Raw genomic sequence first — 19,781 nt, forward strand, 5'->3', positions numbered from 1 at the left:
GTGATTAAAGGATAAATCCATGAACCACATGCACCGCCCACTTGCACTAATCATTCTTGATGGTTGGGGTTATAGTGAAGACCCTCAACATAATGCCATTATGGCTGCCCATACGCCTGTTTGGGATCATTTGTGGAATGATTACCCGCACACATTGATCAATGCTTCTGGCGCTGGCGTAGGCTTGCCCGGAGATCAAATGGGAAACTCGGAAGTGGGGCATCTCAATATTGGTGCAGGTCGCGTGGTGTATCAGGAATTCACCCGCATCAGCCGCGCAATCCGTACCGGTTCATTTTTTAGCAATCAAACTCTGACAGATGTTGTGGATGATGTGGTCCGCAATGACAAAGCGTTGCATATCTTAGGTTTGTTGTCTGATGGCGGGGTACATAGTCACGAAAGCCACATTCACGCAATGGTCAAGCTCGCCGCAGATCGTGGCGCCAAAAAAATCTATTTACATGCATTTCTGGATGGTCGTGATACGTCGCCCAAGTCAGCTCTACAATTTGTCGAAAATATGCAAGCAAGTTTTAACGAAACTGGCGAAGGACGCTTTGCCAGTGTGATTGGTCGTTACTATGCAATGGATCGTGACAAGCGCTGGGATAGAGTCCAGCAGGCTTATGGATTGATTACCAATGCCAATGCTCTTTATCAGGCAGACAATGCTTTGCAAGCCATCAATGATGCTTATGATCGCGGTGAAACCGACGAATTTGTTAAAGCCACGCAAATTGGTGAAGCGGTGCCAATTGAAGATGGCGACAGCATCGTCTTCATGAACTTCCGTGCGGACCGAGCACGTGAACTGACCCAGACGTTTATTGATCCGGACTTTAATGATTTCGTAAAACCACGAACACCAAAATTGTCTCAATTTGTCACACTAACTGAGTATAAAAAGGATTTTGTGGTTCCGGTAGCGTTCCCGCCGGAAAAACTCAATAACCTGTTGGGTGAGTGTATTTCTGCCGTTGGTTTAAAACAGTTACGCATTGCCGAAACCGAAAAGTATGCGCATGTCACTTTCTTTTTTAATGGTGGCCGAGATGCTCCCTATGAAGGCGAAGATCGGATTTTGGTCCCATCCCCTAAAGTCGATACCTACGATTTACAACCCGAGATGAACGCACCAGAAGTGGCCGAAAAGTTAGTCAAAGCCATTCATAGCAACCAATATGATGTGATTATCTGTAATTTTGCCAATGCCGATATGGTTGGACATACCGGAAACTTTGACGCAACCGTTAAAGCCATCGAAACATTGGATAATTGTCTGGGCAAAATCTGGTCTGCATTGAAAGAAAGCGGTGGAGAAATGTTGGTTACTGCAGATCACGGCAATGCTGAAAAAATGCTTGATCATGAAAAAGGTCAAGCTCATACCGCACACACCAGCAATCTGGTGCCTTTGATTTATGCTGGCCGTCCTGCAGCATGTATGGAGCAAGGTGGGTTATCCGATATTGCCCCCACCATGCTAGACCTGTTGGGCCTGCCGATACCGGCGGAAATGAATAATCACCTTTTGGTGAAACTACTCTGAACTCGCAAGCTATGATTCGTGGTTTAATTCTGTTTTTATGGTTGTTTTTGCCTTTAAACCTCGCTGCTGAGCCTTCATCCGCAAAAAAGTTGGAGGCCGTTCGAGGTGAGATCTCAACACTCGACAAGAATTTAAATCTCAATAAAAAAACCCAGGCAGAGTTGCAACAGCAGTTAAAAAAACAAAGTCTCAAAGTTTCAGAAATCAATCGCGAGTTAAACAAGTTAAAACAGTCGATTGCCGTTAAAGATGATGAATTACTCAATCTTCAACTTGAACAAGGGCAAACTGAGCAACAACAGGCTCAACAGCTGGAAGCCTTGAATGAACAGATCCGTTCTGCGTTTATGAATGCGCAACCTAGCTACTTGAAGATATTATTGTCTGAACAATCTCCCGAACGAGTCAGTCGTAGCAACACTTATTACCGTTATTTCCACACAGCCCGTCAGCAGCAAATCGAAGCTTTACAAACCACACTGCTGAATCTGACTGAACAGGAAAAAGCCATTTATGCCGTCAAGAAGAATCTGAGCGATCTAGAGCAGCAACAACTGGCACAACAAGAAGCTTTAAAACAACAAACTGCAGAACGAGAAAGCACCCTTGCAGCATTGAATAAGAAAATCTCTGGACAAGATGCTCAGCTATCAGCGCTAAGGCAAGAAGAGAAAGATTTACAGTCATTATTAGACGCACTTGCAAAAAAAGCAGCGCAAAGACCACCACCTGCTGCAGCGGTGAAACCAAATGCACGGTTTTCGGGTCTGAGTGGGAAGTTACAATGGCCTTTAACAGGAAAAATCCTGGCAAGCTATGGTAGCCAACGTAATCTTGATAAACTCAGTTGGAAAGGCATACTGATAGCATCCGATAAAGGTACGTCAGTCAAAGCAAGTGCAGATGGGCGGGTGGTGTTTGCAGACTGGATGAAAGGTTTTGGTTTGTTAATCATCATCGACCATGGCGAACAATTCATGACACTTTATGGCAACAATGATAGCTTGCTTAAAAACACCGGAGATACGGTAAAAGCAGGGGATGTGATCGCACAAAGTGGTGATCAGGGTGTCAGACAAATCGCTGGATTATATTTTGAAGTACGTCATAAAGGCAGTCCGACTAATCCTATACAATGGCTGCGCAAGCAAGGTTAACTAGAAATAAGGAATGAAGTTCATATGCGCTTTTTGAAACGTGATTTTGCGCTGGTAACAGCGGGTGTCATTATCGGCATCACATTGATTTTTGGCCAAATGGTGTTAGCCGATAAGAACCCTGTTGTTAAGCCTGACTTGCCAATCGATGATTTGAGAGCTTTCTCGGAAATCTTTGGCCGCATTAAAAGCAGTTATGTCGAGCCAGTAGAAGACAAAACCTTATTGGAAAATGCCATTCGCGGCATGCTTTCCGGACTGGATCCACATTCAGCTTATCTTGACCTGAGTGAGTTTAAAGATCTCCGTGAAGGCACTTCAGGCCAATTCGGCGGACTGGGTATTGAAGTCTCAATGGAAGATGGTTTTGTGAAAGTCGTTGCACCTATTGACGAAACCCCCGCGGCTGAAGCAGGCGTTAAATCAGGTGATTTAATCGTTCGGTTGGACGATACGCCGGTCAAAGGTTTAAGCCTTAACGAGGCTGTCGATATCATGCGCGGTGAACCTGGTAGTAAAATTTTGTTGACCATCATTCGTGAAGGGGCAGATAAGCCTCTACAACTTGAACTGACTCGCGCTATCATCAAAGTGAAAAGTGTTCGTTCAGAAACACTGGAATCTGGGTATGGTTACTTACGAATCAGTACCTTCCAATCGCCGACGGGTCAAAACCTGCGTGATGCGGTAAATCAATTGAAAACTGATAATGGTGGAAAATTAAAGGGTTTAGTGCTGGATTTACGTAATAATCCGGGCGGTGTTTTAGATGCCGCGGTAGAAGTATCTGATGCTTTCCTTAATAAAGGTTTGATTGTTTACACTGAAGGTCGCCTTCAAGATTCAGATCAAAAATTCCATGCCAAACCCGGAGATATGTTGAATGGTGCCCCGATTGTGGTGCTGGTCAATGGCGGATCGGCCTCAGCCTCTGAAATTGTGGCTGGTGCACTGCAAGATCACCAACGTGCAGTGATACTGGGTACTAAAACCTTTGGTAAAGGCTCCGTGCAAACGGTTATGCCTTTAACCAACGATACCGCGGTGAAAATGACCACTGCGCGCTATTACACCCCGTCAGGCCGCTCAATCCAGGCTGATGGTATTGAACCAGATATCAAGTTGGATGCCCTGCAAATCAGTGCAGCCGAAGATAACGGTTTCCAGCCGCTGCGTGAAGCGGACTTGAGCCGTCATCTGGAAAATGGCTTACTTGAGCAACTCAATGAGGCCACGCCTAAAGAAGAAGCTACAGACGAAGAAGAAAAACAGCCTTTAGCGTTACGTGATTATCCATTGTCACAAGCATTGAATCTGCTGAAAGGTATGCATATTTTGAGCAAGCGTTAATCCAGGTTTCATGACCACTGTACTGATACCTCTGGCAGAAGGCTGCGAAGAACTCGAAGCAGTAACCTTGATAGATGTACTGCGTCGAGCAGAGATTCAGGTGGTTACGGCAAGTTTGTCCGAACATCAGCAAATTACCGCCAGTCGGGGTGTCAGGTTAGTAGCAGACACCACGCTGGCTCAAGTAATCGATGACGAATTTGATATGTTGGTGTTGCCAGGCGGACAACCTGGCACAAATAATCTCGATGCGGATCCACGTATTCACGTTTTGGTTAAACGTTTATATCAAGGAGGTAACTGGATTGGTGCCATTTGTGCCGCACCAATGGTTTTAGCGCATGCTGGTTTACTTGATGGGCGTAAAGTGAGCTGCTATCCCGGCGTTCTTGCGCCTAAAGAATGGCCAGAACTTCAATTCAGTAATGATGCTGTCGTTTGCGATAATAAAGTCATCACCTCTCGTGGGCCGGGAACCGCCATGGCTTTTGCCTTGATGATTATCGAAAAATTAATGGATGAAACAACCCGCAGCCAAGTTGAAGCGGGCCTCGTTATTCGCTAAAACGGAAACAGCATGAATTCACTTGATGAATCAGAATTGTCGATATTACTGGTTGAGCCATCTTCGGTTCAGCTGAAAATTATCATGCGTGAATTACGTCAGGCTGGCGTAGAAAAAATTGATGGAGTTCACGACGGCGCTCAAGCCATTGTCGCCATGCAAAAATATCCTCCCGATCTAGTGATCAGCGCTATGTATCTGCCAGATATGACGGCGACCGAATTACTGGCTTCAATACGCCGCCTGGATAATCTTGAAAATACCCATTTCATGCTGATATCCAGCGAGTCAAATATTGAAACCCTCGAGCCTTTGCGCCAATCTGGTGTTGTTGCGATTCTGCCTAAACCTTTCGCTCACGCGAATCTGCAACGAGCCATCCGTACGACTCTGCAACACATTGACCCTGCCGAAATCGAACTGCAGAATTATGAAGTCGATCAGTTGGAAGTCCTTCTGGTTGATGACAGTTTGGTATCTCGCAACCACCTTTGTCGTGTGTTTCAAAACATGGGAATAAATCAGATTCATCAGGCTGAAAATGGCATTGAAGCGATTGAAAAACTTAAACAACAAACGTTTGATTTGGTTGTGACTGATCTAAATATGCCGAAGATGGATGGTCAGGCTCTGGTCGAACATATCCGTAGTGAAATGGGCAATACCTTTGTTCCTATTTTAGTAGTAACAAGCGAGCAAAATCAGACCAGACTTGGCCAAGTGGAGCAGGCGGGTGTATCCGCTATTCTTGATAAACCATTTGAACCACAGTCTATTCGCGAGATTTTGTACCGTGTGCTGGACGAGCGTACCTAGCTTTAGCGAGTAGGTAGTATCCTGGATTGTTTGCCGAGTGTTATAAATCGTTGCAAATAGCCGACCTCTGCATCCGACTCTCTAATAGCAGCAAACAGTTTTTTAGCTAGGCCTTTTCTGCCAAGACGTATCGCTTTAACCGGCAGGGTCTGACAAAACTCCAGTGCCAACCAATTTGGTAACACCGTTACACCTCTTTGTAATGCCACCATTTGCACCATGATATCCATAGATTGCATAGCTTTGGTTCGCGGATGAATACCCGCTGGCATTAAAAACTGGGTAAAAACATCCAGCCGCTCATGAGCGACCGGAAAAGTCAGTAGTAACTCATTCTGCAATGCTGAGGCCTCAATATAATTATGCTGGGCTAATGGGTGATTTTCTTCCACCAGCAGCACCAACTCATAATCAAACATCGGCTGATAAAGCACTCCAATCTGATTCACCGCATCCGGTGTCACCAGCAAATCAATATGATGATTTAACAAACCTTCCATACCGGAAAACTGGAATTGATGCACGATATCCACATCCATCTGCGGCATTTCCCGCAGGTAATCTGCCAATATTTTTTTCAGCCACTCATAACAGGGATGACATTCCACACCAATACGCAGTATTCCTGCACGACCTTCAGCGTAAGCCTGCAGGGTTTGCTCGGTTTGCTCCAAAACCGGTAAAACCTGCTGAGCCACTTGCAACATCAATTCACCGGCTTGGGTCAGTCTTAATTTTCGTCCATCCCGCTGCCACAAACTCACTTCCAGTTTTTGTTCGAGATAGCGAATTTGATGCGATAACGCTGATTGGGTAACAAATAAAGCATTGGCTGCCGCCGTTAAACTACCGTTTTCTGCCAAAGCCTGAATAATGCGTAAGTGCGCGCGCTCAATCATGTATGAATATATCTCATCAATTAGTTAATAATCATCATTATTACTCATCAATCACGCTGATTACAATGGGCGACTTTAAAACCGATTGAGAGGATATCGAATGGTCAGCACACATAATCTTGGCTTTCCACGTATTGGCCGACAACGCGAGTTAAAGTTTGCTTTGGAACAATTCTGGCGTGGCGAAACAAATGCTGAGACATTACAAGAAACCGGCAAAAGCTTACGTTTACATCATTGGGCAGTTCAAGCCGAACTGGACTGGCAACCGGTAGGTGACTTCTCGTTTTATGATCATGTATTGGATACCAGCCAGCTGCTGGGCAATCTGCCAGCACGCGTAGACAAAAATGCTGATACGTTAAGCCAATACTTCCAAGCTTCAAGGGGTCAGGCTGGCACTAACTGCTGCAATCATCAAATCGCTGCGGCAGAAATGACCAAATGGTTTGATACCAATTACCATTATCTGGTGCCCGAATTTACTGCTGAAACTGACTTTACGGCACATCCTGAACGCTTGCTAAAACAAATCAAAGAAGCTCAAACAGCAGGTCATCAGGCCAAAGCTGTTCTGCTCGGTCCGGTTAGTTATTTATGGCTGGGAAAAAGTAAAGATGAAAGTAACAAACTGGCATTATTAGAAAAAATATTGCCTATTTATGCTGAAATTCTTGGTCAGTTAGCAGCTAACGGTGTTGAATGGGTGCAGATTGACGAACCGATTCTGGTCACTGAGCTTTCTTTAGAGTGGCAGCAGGCTTTGCAAACAGCCTATTTTTCGTTGGCCAAGTCCCCAATAAAACTTTTATTGACGACTTATTTCGGTCAGCTTCAGCAAAACCTGCAACTGGCCTGTGAACTTCCTACCGCAGGTTTACATATTGATGCTATCAACGCAGCAAATGAAATTACGCAGGTTGTTGATTGGTTGCCATCACATAAAGTCTTATCGCTGGGAATTATCAACGGTAGAAATATCTGGAAAACTGATCTCAACCAGGCGCTTGATCTGTTAGAGCCGCTGCATAAACGGCTGGTTGATCGCTTATGGCTGGCACCAAGCTGTTCATTGCTCCATGTACCGATTGATTTAGCATCCGAGCAGAATCTGGATACTGAGGTACGCGATTGGTTAGCATTTGCTGTCCAAAAGCTCGATGAACTTCAACTGTTAGCCAAAGCGCTCAATAGCGGCAGAGAAAGCGTTGCTGAACAACTAGCTGAAAATAGACAGGCTATTCAACGTCGTCAGCAGTCCATTCGTGTTCATAATCCTGCAGTTAAACAACGTTGTGAGGCTATTCAACCCGAGCAGGCTCTACGCCAAAGTGACTATGCTCAACGTGCCAAGATCCAACAAGCCGATCTGCAATTACCCGCATTTCCAACCACCACCATCGGCTCATTCCCACAAACGAATTTGATTCGTCAGGCTCGTAAACAATATCGTCTGGGTTTAATTGGTGATGCTGACTATAAACAGCAGATGCAAGCAGAAATTCGTTATGCCATCGACAAGCAACTTGATCTTGATTTGGACGTCTTGGTGCATGGTGAAGCAGAGCGTAATGACATGGTCGAATATTTCGGCCAACAACTGCAAGGATTTGCCTTTACCGATAGTGGCTGGGTGCAGTCCTATGGTTCACGTTGCGTCAAACCGCCCATTATCTTTGGTGATGTATCTCGTCCTAGACCGATGACAATAGAGTGGATCCGCTATGCACAATCACTGACCGACAAGCCGGTTAAAGGCATGTTGACAGGGCCAGTGACTATTCTTAACTGGTCTTTTGTTCGTGACGATCAACCGCGCAGTGAAACTTGTAAACAGATTTCGCTAGCGATTCGTGATGAAGTAATTGATTTAGAAAATTCTGGGGTGAAAATCATTCAGATCGATGAAGCGGCATTACGTGAAGGTTTACCTTTACGGCAATCTCAGTGGCAGGAATATTTAGACTGGGCGGTGGAAAGTTTCAAGATCACTGCAAATGGCGTCACCGATAAGACGCAGATCCATACCCATATGTGCTATTCCGAGTTTAATGACATTATCGAAGCCATTGCGGCAATGGATGCCGATGTCATCACCATTGAAACCTCACGTTCGCAGATGGAATTATTGGATGTGTTTCGTGACTTTGACTATCCAAATGCCATTGGGCCGGGTGTTTATGATATTCACAGCCCGAATATTCCCCCTGAACAATGGATGGTTGATTTGTTAAAACTAGCCGCTAAGCGGATTGATAAACAGCAATTGTGGGTTAATCCAGACTGCGGATTGAAGACACGCCGCTGGGAGGAGGTTGAACCCGCACTGAAAGCGATGGTTTCAGCGGCTAAATTATTGCGAGATCAACTTACAGCTTAAATAGAAAAGTCGGGTAGGGGAACTGTCCTCTACCCGGTTTTAGCTTTTGGCATGCTCGCGTTCATTTGAAACTGGATCTGTTTAGCTAAATTCGGATCCAGGAGATTGGTACGGGTGTGTTGATGGCATATCGCACTACGAAAACCTAAATAATCCGCATCCAATGGTCTTAGCTGCTGAATATTTTCGATTCTCAAGGCACCTGCCAAACCACATAGTAATTCTGCCGATTTCGCTTCAAATACAAATTTGTTTAATGACTGGATGGATAAATGGTTGAGTAATCCAAGGCCATTCTTTGTGGCTGTGTCCAGCATCACACCGGCATAACCGGTTTTTTTCAATAATGGAATCAAATTGTGCTGTGGTAGTTGATCGGCAAATAAAACCGCTATTACCGGTGTTTGCAAATCTTTAATGCTACCTTCCAGTTGCTCTATACAACGCACGAGCCCTGGCTCGTCAAATAAACCGACTTTAACAAAATCAACTCCGGTCTCCGCCATATCATGAATAGCCGCTGAAATGACTTCGGCCTGCATGGCTAAATCACCGACAGTGGCACTGCACAGGCACCGCTTATTCACCCATTGAACAATATCAGCTACAGTTTGGTGCGTTAATGCCCCCAGAGCGCCTTGTGAAGGGTTTTTCATGTCCAGGATATCTGGTAACTGCTCAACCAGTGTTTGAGCCTCCTCTAGCGACTGTACGCTGGCTAACCACCTAGACATGATGTAATTCGATTCCTACTTGTTCAACTCTTTCCATTAACCAGCTCCAGGCTTCCAGCTCCCTTTCTCCGGCGGTTTTATCAATTGCAATTGTGAGATAAGCGATTTCATCACGAATTTTCTGCTCAGATAACATGTCCAGACGGCTGACTAGGATAGCGGCTTCAATTACGGCATTTTGCGCACGATTAAAGCCTCTGAAAGGCTTATGATTAACATCACAGATCACGGCAGCATAAAAACAGGCACGAGGATCGGTATCATCCAGTCGAACAACTTCCAGCTCAATATGCGATAACGCATCGGATATGTATTCACCCTCGATCTGTTGGCACAAAGAAGTTGGCCAATCTCGACGTCCGGTTAATGCTCCGGCAAATATTCGGACATCATCGACGAAATTGATCGAACATTGGCCATGCCGCATTAGGTTATCGTAGGTAGAAGAGGGCTTGAATGGTTTAATATGAAAGTGACCATTCACTTCTGATATTCCCATTGGTGCTGAATGGGGCTTACCATTCTCAGCCAAAGTAGTAACGATCACTTCATGTATCTTGCTGGTCAGCCGTGCCACAAGCGCGCTCCTTTTTTATTGGTGTTTCAGCTTCGGCGGTTCCACATGCACGCTGACTGCGTTTTTTCATCGTCGTGCCTTCCGCTTTTTGTTCATTCAGATCTTCCTGTTCCAGATCAACGGCACACCCCCATTGCAAATCTTCATCCTGGGTATAACGTTTGCCTAACTGCCAGGCAATCTGTGCACGAGCGAGTTCCACACCTAGATAAAAGGCGTGGCCCGGATCATCTTTAACTTGTAATTGCGGGTAAAAGGCAAAAGGATCGGTATCTTGTATCAGTCCATCGCGGTTAAAAACATAAACACCTTTGGGCGCTATCTTTATCCGATAATTCGGATCTTTAATGTTTTCAGATAGCTGAATAATTTCCTGCTCCGTATCGGTAAAGGGTCGGCGGTCATGACTCACCAATAAATCCGCCGTAATGTCACGAGGCAAGCTATTGTCATCACGAGCAGCAAACATCATACGTCTGGCAATATCGGCTTCTTTTATCGCTCGACGTGCATGCGGGCTGACTTCGGTGGCTAATACATTGGTTATTTTCAACTCCGAAATAATGCCAAACAGCAGGGCATTAATTCCACTGGTATCGGCATCGGTTAATTCAGTGAGATTGCCAACGCCCATCATCATTGGTGCCTCGGGATATTTTTGTCTGAGCGTATGGTAGCGAACAATTGATTCGGTCAAACCAAAGTGAATGGGATCAAGAATCGGATCGGCAATCCAGGGTTTGCCGATTTTATCCATTGCTTCCATAGCGCGTTCCAGTGATGCCAGAGAACCTGGTTCTGCCGGAACTAAAATTGGGATTGCGTCTGTTTCTTTAGCAAGATCGATAGTGTCTTCGGTCAGACTTAGCAGATAATCCGCTCCTGCCTTAGCCGCTCTCCTTAAGTCATCCAGAGAAAGTGAGTCCACACTAACTTTGAATCCATCCTGATGTAATGCGGCAATAGCTTCTTCCATTAACGGGAATTTTTCTTCTGGAAGGCAGCCAATATCAATCACATTTGCACCAGATTCACGATAATAGCGGGCACGCTCTAAAATGCCCTCAATATCACGTTGTGGCGCATCAACAATCTCAGCAAAGATATTCACGTCATAACGACTGAGATCAGGGATTTTACGGGCCTTGCCGAAAAACAATGGCAAGTCCTTTATTTCATCTGGACCACGCACTACTTCAAGTCCTAACAGTTTACTCAATTCAGCTAAATCTCCCCGACAACGACCAGGCACAATAATCTGTTTACAACCTGCGTAATCTTCCGGTTTCAAACGCCGGGCAATCATTTTATCGGTCATTAATGCAGCAACTGATAATCCTAATTGATGCACCCTATAGTCAAATGGCAGTGGCGCCATTTCCTGCAATACTTTTTCAACACTCGGTTGAGCAAGTTTACCGGTAAGAAACAGAATGGTTTCAGCCATGATCGGCGTTAACTTGTTCCAGACGTTTTTTCAGAGTTTCGTATAAGGCTTCTGCGGAATCCACAACGGTTGTAGCTTCAAAGCTTCGCAATTTTTCGGTGTGTGCCAGATCAATTGCTCTGGGCCATAAACGTACCATACGGTCAGGTGCCGGTGTGTCAACTTCGGGAATCGCATCACAAGCCAATACTATGCTTGGGACACGACATTTGCCTGCCTGCGCGTATACGTTTGTAACCAATGTATCGGATAACCCCATCACCATTTTCGCCACGGTATTTGAAGTCGCTGGTGCAACAACCAAGGTATGGTAATCACCACGATAGAATAACCCGACAGGCGGCGAACTGGCAGCGCGATCCCGATAGACATGTCCGTCTTTAGTTAACGCTTTGGGATCATGGCCATACATGCGGATAACTTCTTCTCCCGCCCGGCTGTAAAACAAGTCCACGTCGGGCAAATCACGAATGATTTCCAGACATTCATCGAGATAATGACCTGATCCAGTAATTGCCCAGGCCAATTTTGGCTTTTCAGGCCTTGATTGCATTATTCTATCTCACTGTATTTTAATTAATGAATTTTGCCAGACTCTGGCTTAGTAGTAAAAATTAGATAGGTTGTGGTTATTTTTATCAGTTAAAATTAACCACAATTTTGCAACGGATTGATGGGAGTCGCATATCTATGTCAGAAGCAGTACCAAAAATAGTTGTTGTTGGTGGTGGAGCAGGTGGCCTGGAATTGGTTACTAAACTTGGCAAGAAACTGGGTAAGAAAAAGAAAGCCCAAGTGACTCTGGTTGATAACACGCATACTCATATCTGGAAACCGCTGCTGCATGAAGTAGCTGCCGGCACACTTGATTCTCATGAAGACGAAATTGAATATCTCAGCCAAGCCATGTGCAGTGGCTTTCGATTCCGTCTCGGTAAAATGGATGGTTTGGATCGCCAGAATAAAAAAATTATGGTGGCTCCAACCTATAACGAGGATGGACTGGAAATTATTCCACGTCGTACCTTTGATTATGATTATTTGATTATCTCTGTAGGCAGTGTCAGTCATGATTTTGGTATCAAAGGCGTGCGTGATCATTGCCTGTTTTTAGATACTACTAAACAAGCTGAATTTTTTCAGAATCAATTGCTGGAATCATACTTACGCGCTCACACTCAAGGTCGTCCATTGGACGAAGGTCAATTGAATATTGCAATCGTTGGCGCCGGTGCAACCGGTGTTGAACTTTGTGCGCAGCTTTATGAAGTTTCTCATTTACTGAATGCTTATGGTTTAGACGAAGTTAAACCTCAAGATGTCAAACTGTCATTGATTGAAGCCGCCGATCGGATTTTGCCTGGTTTGCCCGAAAATATTTCTGCAGCAGCCCATGAAGAGCTGAATGAATTAGGCGTGCAGATTTTGGCTGGTGAACGGGTTATCGAAGTGACTGAAACAGCCATCAAAACCCAAAGTGGGCGAGATATTCCCGCAGCAATCAAAGTTTGGGCTGCAGGCATTAAAGCACCTGAATTTTTAAAAGATATTGATGGGTTAGAAACTAACTGGATGAACCAGCTGGTGGTAAAACAAACTCTGCAAACCACTTTTGATGATGATATCTATGCCATTGGCGACTGCTGTGCTTGTAAGTGGGTTGGCCAGGATCAGAATGTACCGCCACGTGCCCAAGCCGCTCATCAGATGGCCTCACTGGTGTATAAATCCATTATCAATCGTATGAAAGATAAAGAGTTGCCTGAATATCATTACCATGATTATGGCTCACTGGTGTCGTTAGGTCGTTATGGTACTGTTGGTAATTTGATGGGTAACCTGAGCAAAGGCAGTATGAAAGTTGAAGGCCTTATGGCTCGTTTAATGTATTTATCGTTATATAAAATGCACCAAGTTGCGCTATTCGGACCATTCAGGGTAATGATGTTATCGCTTTCTCATCTGTTCCGTCGTAGTGTTCATCCAAAGATCAAACTTCATTAATCGTTATATTTCTATCAAAAAGCCCTTTAAGGGCCTTTTTTGTATTACTTTCACTTGTATGAGTTATTTCCATAAAGACATCCTGCTGGTCACCTCAGTGCCTTTCAGCCGATGTTTCAATGCCGCTCCAATGTGTAGAACTAATACGGCGATAAACAGATACGCTAAGATTTGATGAATATCTGTAAATGTTTCTCTTGCCACAGCATCGGCCTCCGCTAACCGAGGAAGCGTGATGCCCCAAAGTTTTGTGTCGTATTTGCTATACATTGATTGTAAATAGCCAGTGATCGGCATCGCAATCATCAATCCATACAATAAATAATGTACCAAGCTAGACACCCGTTGTTGCCAGGTGGGGATGCTGGCGGGGAGTGGAGGGGCTTTATGGGTTAAACGCCAGACAATTCGTAAAATAACAAATGCAGCGACGGTTATGCCCATTGATTTATGTAATAAGAACCAAAAGGCGCGTACGCTTTCTTCATCGGGAGGAAGTTCAGATTGCATCGGTAATCCAACCATCCATAAACCCAAGCCCAGCATGAAAAATATCATCGCCGCTATTATCCAATGCAGAATTATCTGGACTTGATCATAGCGAGCGTCATTCATCGACATTTTTTTCTCCTGAATATTAAACAAAAGGCCACTCAGATTTCCTGAATGACCTTTTTGTGACCGTTATCTGCGGGAAGAATTCCCTATTGTTAAATATCCAGATTCGATGCCTGAAGTGCGTGTGTTTCAATAAATTCTCTACGCGGCTCAACATTGTCGCCCATTAAGGTGTTAAATGTTTCATCCGCAGTAATCGCATCAGATATCCGTACCTGTAATAAACGGCGTTTGGATTTATCCATTGTAGTTTCCCACAATTGTTCTGGATTCATTTCACCCAAGCCTTTATATCGTTGCACATGTTGACCACGACGCGCTTCAGCCATTAACCATTTAACTGCTTGTGCGAAATGCTGAACACTTTCATTTCTTTCGCCACGTTCTATTCTTGCACCATCACCGAACAAGCCATTGATTTTGTTAGAGAAAGACATGATTTTTTGGTATTCAGTGCTGGCAAAAAACTCTCCTGGCACATGGAAATCATTACTGATGCCGTGACGTGTGAAACTGATATTCACATGAGGCATTGGTTCTTTATCATGTTTTTGTAGGCCCAACACAAAAAATGTACCTGTCGGCATTATTGCGTTCATGCGTTGTTCAATGGATTTTAACCATTCAGCCATTGCAGCGTTGTCTGTAAACTCTGGAATTGCCGACTGGTAAATCAACTCATCCAAAAATGCCGGATAATAATGATTGGCTAAACGAGCGATGATTGCTCGAATAGTTTGATACTCATTCACTAACAGAGCCAGTGCGCTGCCTTCTATGGGAACGGCATCTGCAGTGGGGTAGAGCACGGCATTTGTTAACGCAACTTCCGTCAGATATCGCTCCATTTCAGCATCATCTTTTACGTAACGTTCCTGTTTGCCTTTTTTGATTTTATACAAAGGAGGTTGAGCAATGTATACATGACCACGTTCAATCAATTCCGGCATTTGTCTATAGAAAAACGTCAGTAATAAAGTACGGATATGCGATCCGTCGACGTCCGCATCGGTCATGATAATGATGTGGTGGTAGCGAAGTTTTTCCGGATCATATTCATCGCGGCCAATGCCACAACCCAATGCTGTTATTAATGTTCCAACTTCTGCTGAACCTATCATTTTGTCAAAACGAGCGCGCTCAACGTTTAAGATTTTTCCTTTGAGCGGCAAAATCGCCTGCGTTCTTCTATCACGGCCTTGTTTGGCGCTGCCACCGGCCGAGTCACCTTCCACTAAGAATAATTCTGATTGGGCAGGGTCTCTTTCTTGGCAATCTGCTAATTTACCAGGCAATCCGGCAATATCCAGAACACCCTTACGTCGGGTTAATTCGCGAGCCTTACGAGCTGCATCTCGAGCACGAGCCGCATCGATCATTTTGTTCGCAATCAGCTTGGCTTCGCTAGGATTCTCAATCAGAAAATCCTGAAAATGTTCATTTACCAAAGATTCGACAATGGTACGGACTTCGGATGAAACTAATTTATCTTTGGTTTGCGATGAAAACTTAGGATCTGGCACTTTTACAGATAAAACTGCTGTAAGCCCTTCACGCGCATCATCACCACTGGTAACGACTTTTGATTTTTTCGCCAAGCCTTCGCTTTCGATATATTGGTTTAAGCTTCTGGTTAAAGCTGCTCTAAAACCTGCTAAGTGGGTACCACCATCACGTTGTGGAATATTGTTGGTGAAACAGTAAATATTCTCTTGATATGAATCATTCCATTGCATGGCTAATTCAACGACAACATCATCACGCGTACCACTGATGTTTATTACATGCTCGTGAACAAACGTTTTGTTTTTATTTAAATGCGTAACAAACGCTCTTATGCCACCTTCATAATGGAATACTTCTGTCTTTTCATCACGCTCATCGGTAAGAACAATTCTGACCCCGGAGTTCAAGAATGCAAGTTCACGGATCCGCTTGGCAAGTATTTTGTAATCGTAAGTGATTTGAGTGAAGGTTTCTTCGCTCGGCCAAAATTGAATTTTTGTGCCTGTTGCTTCAGTTTCTTCAAATGCTTTTAGTGGGGCATCCGGTACGCCGTGTGTGTAAGTCTGTTTGTGCATGAAACCATTACGTTTGATTTCCATCGTTAATTTTTTGGATAACGCATTGACAACGGAAATACCTACACCATGAAGTCCGCCTGAAACTTTATACGAGTTATCATCAAACTTACCACCGGCATGCAGGACTGTCATGATAACTTCTGCGGCAGAAACGCCTTCGCCTTCATGCATATCAACAGGAATTCCACGACCGTTATCCTCAACAGAAACTGAGTCATCCGGGTGTATGCGCACATTTATTTCTGTGCAGTAACCAGCTAAAGATTCATCAATGGAATTATCTAAGACCTCGAACACCATGTGGTGTAACCCAGTACCATCGTCTGTGTCACCGATATACATACCCGGTCTTTTTCTGACGGCGTCTAATCCCTTTAGAACTTTAATGTTGGAAGAATCGTAACTATTGTTTTCAGTGGTCATAAATTAATCCATTTACTGCAAGGCAATGCACAAACGTTCATTCTACTATGTATCGATGCCGGTTGACAGCTCGACTATGCTTGGCAGATTTCACCACGTTTCACGTGGAACATTATGTCTTTTTCATTGGTATTTATTGAGCGATTAAGCTCAGGATTTGTTGTTGTAATGAATGATTGTATACCTAAACGCTTAATGCTTTTCATGGCCAATACTTGGTGTTCAGCATCAAGTTCTGAACTTATATCATCTATTAACAATACACTTTTTTGTTGGGTTTTCTCTCGCAACAAGGAGATTTGAGCTAGGCTGATCGCTAAAAAAAACATCTTCTGTTGTCCACGTGAACACATCTCTGCTGGATCCTGTCCATTTATTTTGATTGACCAATCAGCTGCATGGGGTCCGGATCGTGTATAGCCAAGAGCAGTATCCCTGGAAATAGTTGAATGCAAAACATCCGAAAACTGTGAATCTTTTGGCCAACCTGTCGAGTAACGTATCTCAAATTTTGCATTGCTATACTCAGCGCAAAGCAAGTTAAACCACTTAATAAACTCAGCTAATAAAGTTGTTAAATAGTCATCACGATAGAGTGTTATTTTCAATCCGTGTTCAATAAGCGACGAGTCCCAGAGTCTGACTTCATTGATTGGTTTTGAATTACGCAAAGCCGCATTACGTTGAGAGAGTATTTTTTTATATGCCTGCCAATGAAACATGAACTCTTGTTCCACGTGAAACAATCCCCAGTCGATAACTTTTCGCCGAAAGCCTGGACCAAGATCAAAAAACTGGTGACAATTTGCTGGTATGTATTGAAGCGGGAGATGACTGGCTAAGTCTGAAAGTTTTTTCAGTGGCGCATTGTTTAAACGAATTTGTGTTCCAAGTATTGAAGAAATTTGCATCCCAACTGGAATGCCAGGGTGAATTCTAGCAAAAATCTGCGTCTGTTTTTCGTCAGTTTGAATGACATGCTTTAAATTTCGTGTTCGGAACGAGCGTCCCATAGCCAGTAAATAAACCGCTTCCAAAACACTGGTCTTACCGGAACCATTTTCGCCAATCAATAAATTTATTCCTGAGGCAGGATAAAAAACTGACTTCTGGATATTTCGAAACTGGGAAAGGGAGATTTCGGTAATCACTTAAATAACAATAAGAGTTGTTCGTTTTATGATTTGGCTTTAAAGAGAGAGGATATACATATACAGTTCCGACAAACTGCTGCTACAAGCAAGATCAGAATCTGTAATCACTCACGCTCAATCAAGATGTTTGTTATTCGATTTCAAGCATCTCAAAATCTTCTTTACCTACACCACATTCTGGGCATTCCCAATCATCCGGAATGTCATCCCATGAGGTGCCCGGCGGAATTCCTTCTTCAGGTAAACCTTTGGCTTCGTCATAGATAAACCCACACACCAAACATTGCCACTTACGCATCATATCTCCAGCCAACTGTTTAAAATTATTTGTACATCTTACATCAAACTGCTTTTTAGTTGGCTCAGGAATTGTTGTTTAAACTATGCTAAATTACAGCGAGCAAATCATTTTTATCTTAATAAGTGGTTAAACCGATAATGAGACTTCCTACCTTACGCCAACTTCAATATCTCACTGCAGTGATCGAAGAGAAACATTTCGGTCGTGCGGCAGAAAAATGCCATGTGACCCAATCAACATTAAGTGCAGGTATACAAGACTTAGAAGACTTATTAGAAGTAGGGTTATTAGAACGCACCAATCGAAAAGTGCTCACCACACCTATCGGTGAGGAGGTTGCGGAAAGAGCGCGACAAATATTGTCATTAAGTGATGATTTAGTTGATTTGGCACAAGCCGAAAAAAACCCATTAGCTGGCAGAATTAGGATTGGTGTTATCCCAACCATAAGTCCTTTTTTGTTACCACGTGTTCTACCACGTATTCGTAAGCAGCTACCGCAATTAGAGCTGCTTCTGATAGAAGATCAGTCTGAAAGATTGTTAGTACAGGTTGAAAATGGTGATATTGATGTTGCGATTTTAGCCTTTCCATTCAATACACGAAATCTGAATTATCGCGTTATCGCTGAAGAGCCTTTTTGGGTTGCCCTGCCTAAGGATCACGCACTATGCGGCAATGAATACATTCAACCACATCAGTTACCGATAAATGAATTATTACTGCTGGCAGAAGGCCATTGTATGCGTGAACATGCTATCAGTGCATGCCAACTACCAGCATCTGCACAACGACGAAGTGTTCAGGCCACCAGCCTTTATACCTTAATAGAAATGGTCGCCAGTGGTCTAGGCATTACCTTGATACCGCATATGGCCATTAACTCGGATATGGTAAGACATGCAGATATTTGCCTTCGCCCTTTAAAACGAGACAGTCTGGCAAAACGCGAGATTGGCTTGGTATGGCGCCCCAGTTTCCGAAGAACCAGTACTTTGGAACAATTATCATCCAGCTTCACTGCTGCAATGGAAGAAAGCCTCTAACCTTTGCTCGCGTATTCAGCACGAATTTGAATAAAACTTTGCCTAATCAATACCGAGGTGAACGGTGCCTGGAATCGGGCAGTCAGTTTAGCTTTTGGATTAACCAAAAAAACGGCATAACCTAGATCTTGATGGGCAAAAGCTCGACTTCTGGTGAAAAAAGCCGGCAACGAATTTTTATCAGTTGCGGCAGCAGCAACAGTAATGACCTGTGCAGTCAGATCATGAGATTGGCTAACCGCCAATAATTCTGATGCTTGTAGGCCTGACCTATCAACCAGCACGATTTGCACAGCACGATTTGCCAGCCCGGCTTTTAGATTAGCCAAGACTTTAAAAATGGCTTCACAATCGTAGCAATCAGCTGAGGTAAAGAAAATAAAGCTCCATTTTCCGACCAAAGCATCATTGGTAAAGACCGAGTTATCAGCGTTATGAGCAAGAAACTGCGGGATTTCCAGATTGGGCTCAAACATCGTTAGCATTGCACCGGGTTCTGCTGGCGATTCAAACGGTTGTTGTTCCTGACTCATCGATAAAAAAAACAGCAGTAATAAAGCAACCAAGCCAAGATATGTCAGCAAAAAACGCTTAGAATGAACATTTTTAAACATATTCTGCATCGTTGCTCCTCCGCAAAACGCTGGCAGGCTTACCCACTAAACAATAAGCGA

The 19,781-nt window shown here is 43.9% G+C and carries 18 protein-coding genes; 8 read left to right on the top strand and 10 right to left on the bottom strand.

Features of this window, described 5'->3' with window-relative positions; genetic code table 11:
- Nucleotides 1-19: 19 nt before the first annotated feature.
- Genes gpmI through E8Q33_RS06660 form a run of 5 tightly spaced genes read left to right on the top strand, consistent with a single transcriptional unit; the run spans nt 20 to nt 5,440 of the window.
- The gene (gene gpmI / locus E8Q33_RS06640) at nt 20-1,552 is read left to right on the top strand and encodes a 2,3-bisphosphoglycerate-independent phosphoglycerate mutase (RefSeq protein ID WP_136553743.1); all 1,533 of its coding nucleotides are present in this window, start codon (nt 20-22) and stop codon (nt 1,550-1,552) included.
- Nucleotides 1,553-1,563: 11 nt separating this feature from the next.
- On the top strand, nt 1,564-2,709 hold the full coding sequence (locus E8Q33_RS06645; RefSeq protein WP_247869962.1) for a murein hydrolase activator EnvC: 1,146 nt from the start codon (nt 1,564-1,566) through the stop codon (nt 2,707-2,709).
- Between the two features lie 24 nt (nt 2,710-2,733).
- Nucleotides 2,734-4,059, top strand: coding sequence for a S41 family peptidase (locus E8Q33_RS06650; protein WP_069294903.1), 1,326 nt, complete (start codon nt 2,734-2,736; stop codon nt 4,057-4,059).
- 10 nt (nt 4,060-4,069) lie between these two features.
- A complete protein-coding gene (locus tag E8Q33_RS06655; RefSeq protein WP_136553745.1) occupies nt 4,070-4,624 on the top strand; it encodes a DJ-1 family glyoxalase III in 555 nt (184 codons plus the stop codon).
- 12 nt (nt 4,625-4,636) lie between these two features.
- Nucleotides 4,637-5,440, top strand: coding sequence for a response regulator (locus tag E8Q33_RS06660; protein ID WP_136553747.1), 804 nt, complete (start codon nt 4,637-4,639; stop codon nt 5,438-5,440).
- A gap of 2 nt (nt 5,441-5,442) precedes the next feature.
- Here E8Q33_RS06660 and E8Q33_RS06665 read toward each other — a convergent pair whose 3' ends face one another.
- Nucleotides 5,443-6,339 carry a LysR family transcriptional regulator gene (locus E8Q33_RS06665; RefSeq protein WP_136553749.1) on the bottom strand — a complete coding sequence of 299 codons (897 nt, stop codon included), beginning with the start codon at nt 6,337-6,339 and terminating at the stop codon, nt 5,443-5,445.
- A gap of 100 nt (nt 6,340-6,439) precedes the next feature.
- Between E8Q33_RS06665 and metE the strand changes: the two genes are divergently transcribed.
- Nucleotides 6,440-8,719, top strand: coding sequence for a 5-methyltetrahydropteroyltriglutamate--homocysteine S-methyltransferase (gene metE / locus E8Q33_RS06670; RefSeq protein ID WP_136553751.1), 2,280 nt, complete (start codon nt 6,440-6,442; stop codon nt 8,717-8,719).
- A 29-nt stretch (nt 8,720-8,748) separates the two neighbouring features.
- Here the strand turns inward: metE and E8Q33_RS06675 are convergent, their stop codons facing one another.
- The 4 genes from E8Q33_RS06675 to E8Q33_RS06690 are packed head-to-tail and all read right to left on the bottom strand — an operon-like array spanning nt 8,749 to nt 12,030.
- Nucleotides 8,749-9,453 carry a (5-formylfuran-3-yl)methyl phosphate synthase gene (locus E8Q33_RS06675; protein ID WP_136553753.1) on the bottom strand — a complete coding sequence of 235 codons (705 nt, stop codon included), beginning with the start codon at nt 9,451-9,453 and terminating at the stop codon, nt 8,749-8,751.
- Nucleotides 9,446-10,030 carry a DUF447 domain-containing protein gene (locus E8Q33_RS06680; RefSeq protein WP_136553754.1) on the bottom strand — a complete coding sequence of 195 codons (585 nt, stop codon included), beginning with the start codon at nt 10,028-10,030 and terminating at the stop codon, nt 9,446-9,448. The genes E8Q33_RS06675 and E8Q33_RS06680 overlap by 8 nt, the downstream gene beginning before the upstream one ends.
- Complete coding sequence (locus E8Q33_RS06685; RefSeq protein ID WP_136553756.1) at nt 10,002-11,477, bottom strand: DUF6513 domain-containing protein; 1,476 nt, start codon at nt 11,475-11,477, stop codon at nt 10,002-10,004. The genes E8Q33_RS06680 and E8Q33_RS06685 overlap by 29 nt, the downstream gene beginning before the upstream one ends.
- Nucleotides 11,470-12,030, bottom strand: a complete 561-nt coding sequence (locus E8Q33_RS06690) for a flavoprotein (protein ID WP_069294896.1) — start codon at nt 12,028-12,030, stop codon at nt 11,470-11,472. Before E8Q33_RS06690 ends, E8Q33_RS06685 begins: the two co-directional genes overlap by 8 nt.
- Before the next feature lie 137 nt (nt 12,031-12,167).
- Here E8Q33_RS06690 and E8Q33_RS06695 point away from each other — a divergent pair, with 137 nt between their 5' ends.
- Entirely contained in the window at nt 12,168-13,481 is a 1,314-nt protein-coding gene (locus E8Q33_RS06695; RefSeq protein WP_069294895.1) for an NAD(P)/FAD-dependent oxidoreductase, read from the top strand.
- A gap of 63 nt (nt 13,482-13,544) precedes the next feature.
- On the opposite strand, the gene E8Q33_RS06700 is transcribed toward E8Q33_RS06695, so the two are convergent.
- The 4 genes from E8Q33_RS06700 to E8Q33_RS06715 all read right to left on the bottom strand — a co-directional run bounded on the left by E8Q33_RS06700 (nt 13,545) and on the right by E8Q33_RS06715 (nt 18,058).
- The gene (locus E8Q33_RS06700) at nt 13,545-14,102 is read right to left on the bottom strand and encodes a cytochrome b (RefSeq protein ID WP_136553758.1); all 558 of its coding nucleotides are present in this window, start codon (nt 14,100-14,102) and stop codon (nt 13,545-13,547) included.
- A gap of 89 nt (nt 14,103-14,191) precedes the next feature.
- Nucleotides 14,192-16,606, bottom strand: a complete 2,415-nt coding sequence (gene gyrB / locus E8Q33_RS06705; RefSeq protein WP_136553760.1) for a DNA topoisomerase (ATP-hydrolyzing) subunit B — start codon at nt 16,604-16,606, stop codon at nt 14,192-14,194.
- Nucleotides 16,607-16,680: 74 nt separating this feature from the next.
- Nucleotides 16,681-17,757: a DNA replication/repair protein RecF gene (recF, locus tag E8Q33_RS06710; protein WP_136553762.1), complete on the bottom strand. Its 1,077-nt coding sequence runs from the start codon at nt 17,755-17,757 to the stop codon at nt 16,681-16,683.
- Nucleotides 17,758-17,890: 133 nt separating this feature from the next.
- Nucleotides 17,891-18,058 (bottom strand): rubredoxin, encoded by a 168-nt coding sequence (locus E8Q33_RS06715; protein ID WP_136553946.1) that lies wholly within the window; start codon nt 18,056-18,058, stop codon nt 17,891-17,893.
- Between the two features lie 140 nt (nt 18,059-18,198).
- Here E8Q33_RS06715 and E8Q33_RS06720 point away from each other — a divergent pair, with 140 nt between their 5' ends.
- Nucleotides 18,199-19,107 (top strand): hydrogen peroxide-inducible genes activator, encoded by a 909-nt coding sequence (locus E8Q33_RS06720; protein WP_069294890.1) that lies wholly within the window; start codon nt 18,199-18,201, stop codon nt 19,105-19,107.
- Here the strand turns inward: E8Q33_RS06720 and E8Q33_RS06725 are convergent.
- Nucleotides 19,104-19,730, bottom strand: coding sequence for a hypothetical protein (locus E8Q33_RS06725; RefSeq protein WP_136553764.1), 627 nt, complete (start codon nt 19,728-19,730; stop codon nt 19,104-19,106). The genes E8Q33_RS06720 and E8Q33_RS06725 overlap by 4 nt on opposite strands.
- Nucleotides 19,731-19,781: the final 51 nt, after the last annotated feature.

The sequence above is a fragment of the Methylophaga sp. SB9B genome (assembly GCF_004832235.1).
Classification (GTDB): domain Bacteria; phylum Pseudomonadota; class Gammaproteobacteria; order Nitrosococcales; family Methylophagaceae; genus Methylophaga; species Methylophaga muralis.

What these genes read in the sequence shown, in the direction of transcription:
- gpmI (WP_136553743.1), top strand. Translation starts at nt 20, where the DNA reads ATGAACCACATGCACCGCCCACTTGCACTAATCATTCTTGATGGTTGG.
- E8Q33_RS06645 (WP_247869962.1), top strand. Translation starts at nt 1,564, where the DNA reads ATGATTCGTGGTTTAATTCTGTTTTTATGGTTGTTTTTGCCTTTAAAC.
- E8Q33_RS06650 (WP_069294903.1), top strand. Translation starts at nt 2,734, where the DNA reads ATGCGCTTTTTGAAACGTGATTTTGCGCTGGTAACAGCGGGTGTCATT.
- E8Q33_RS06655 (WP_136553745.1), top strand. Translation starts at nt 4,070, where the DNA reads ATGACCACTGTACTGATACCTCTGGCAGAAGGCTGCGAAGAACTCGAA.
- E8Q33_RS06660 (WP_136553747.1), top strand. Translation starts at nt 4,637, where the DNA reads ATGAATTCACTTGATGAATCAGAATTGTCGATATTACTGGTTGAGCCA.
- E8Q33_RS06665 (WP_136553749.1), bottom strand. Translation starts at nt 6,339, where the DNA reads ATGATTGAGCGCGCGCACTTACGCATTATTCAGGCTTTGGCAGAAAAC.
- metE (WP_136553751.1), top strand. Translation starts at nt 6,440, where the DNA reads ATGGTCAGCACACATAATCTTGGCTTTCCACGTATTGGCCGACAACGC.
- E8Q33_RS06675 (WP_136553753.1), bottom strand. Translation starts at nt 9,453, where the DNA reads ATGTCTAGGTGGTTAGCCAGCGTACAGTCGCTAGAGGAGGCTCAAACA.
- E8Q33_RS06685 (WP_136553756.1), bottom strand. Translation starts at nt 11,477, where the DNA reads ATGGCTGAAACCATTCTGTTTCTTACCGGTAAACTTGCTCAACCGAGT.
- E8Q33_RS06690 (WP_069294896.1), bottom strand. Translation starts at nt 12,030, where the DNA reads ATGCAATCAAGGCCTGAAAAGCCAAAATTGGCCTGGGCAATTACTGGA.
- E8Q33_RS06695 (WP_069294895.1), top strand. Translation starts at nt 12,168, where the DNA reads ATGTCAGAAGCAGTACCAAAAATAGTTGTTGTTGGTGGTGGAGCAGGT.
- E8Q33_RS06700 (WP_136553758.1), bottom strand. Translation starts at nt 14,102, where the DNA reads ATGTCGATGAATGACGCTCGCTATGATCAAGTCCAGATAATTCTGCAT.
- gyrB (WP_136553760.1), bottom strand. Translation starts at nt 16,606, where the DNA reads ATGACCACTGAAAACAATAGTTACGATTCTTCCAACATTAAAGTTCTA.
- E8Q33_RS06715 (WP_136553946.1), bottom strand. Translation starts at nt 18,058, where the DNA reads ATGCGTAAGTGGCAATGTTTGGTGTGTGGGTTTATCTATGACGAAGCC.
- E8Q33_RS06720 (WP_069294890.1), top strand. Translation starts at nt 18,199, where the DNA reads ATGAGACTTCCTACCTTACGCCAACTTCAATATCTCACTGCAGTGATC.
- E8Q33_RS06725 (WP_136553764.1), bottom strand. Translation starts at nt 19,730, where the DNA reads ATGCAGAATATGTTTAAAAATGTTCATTCTAAGCGTTTTTTGCTGACA.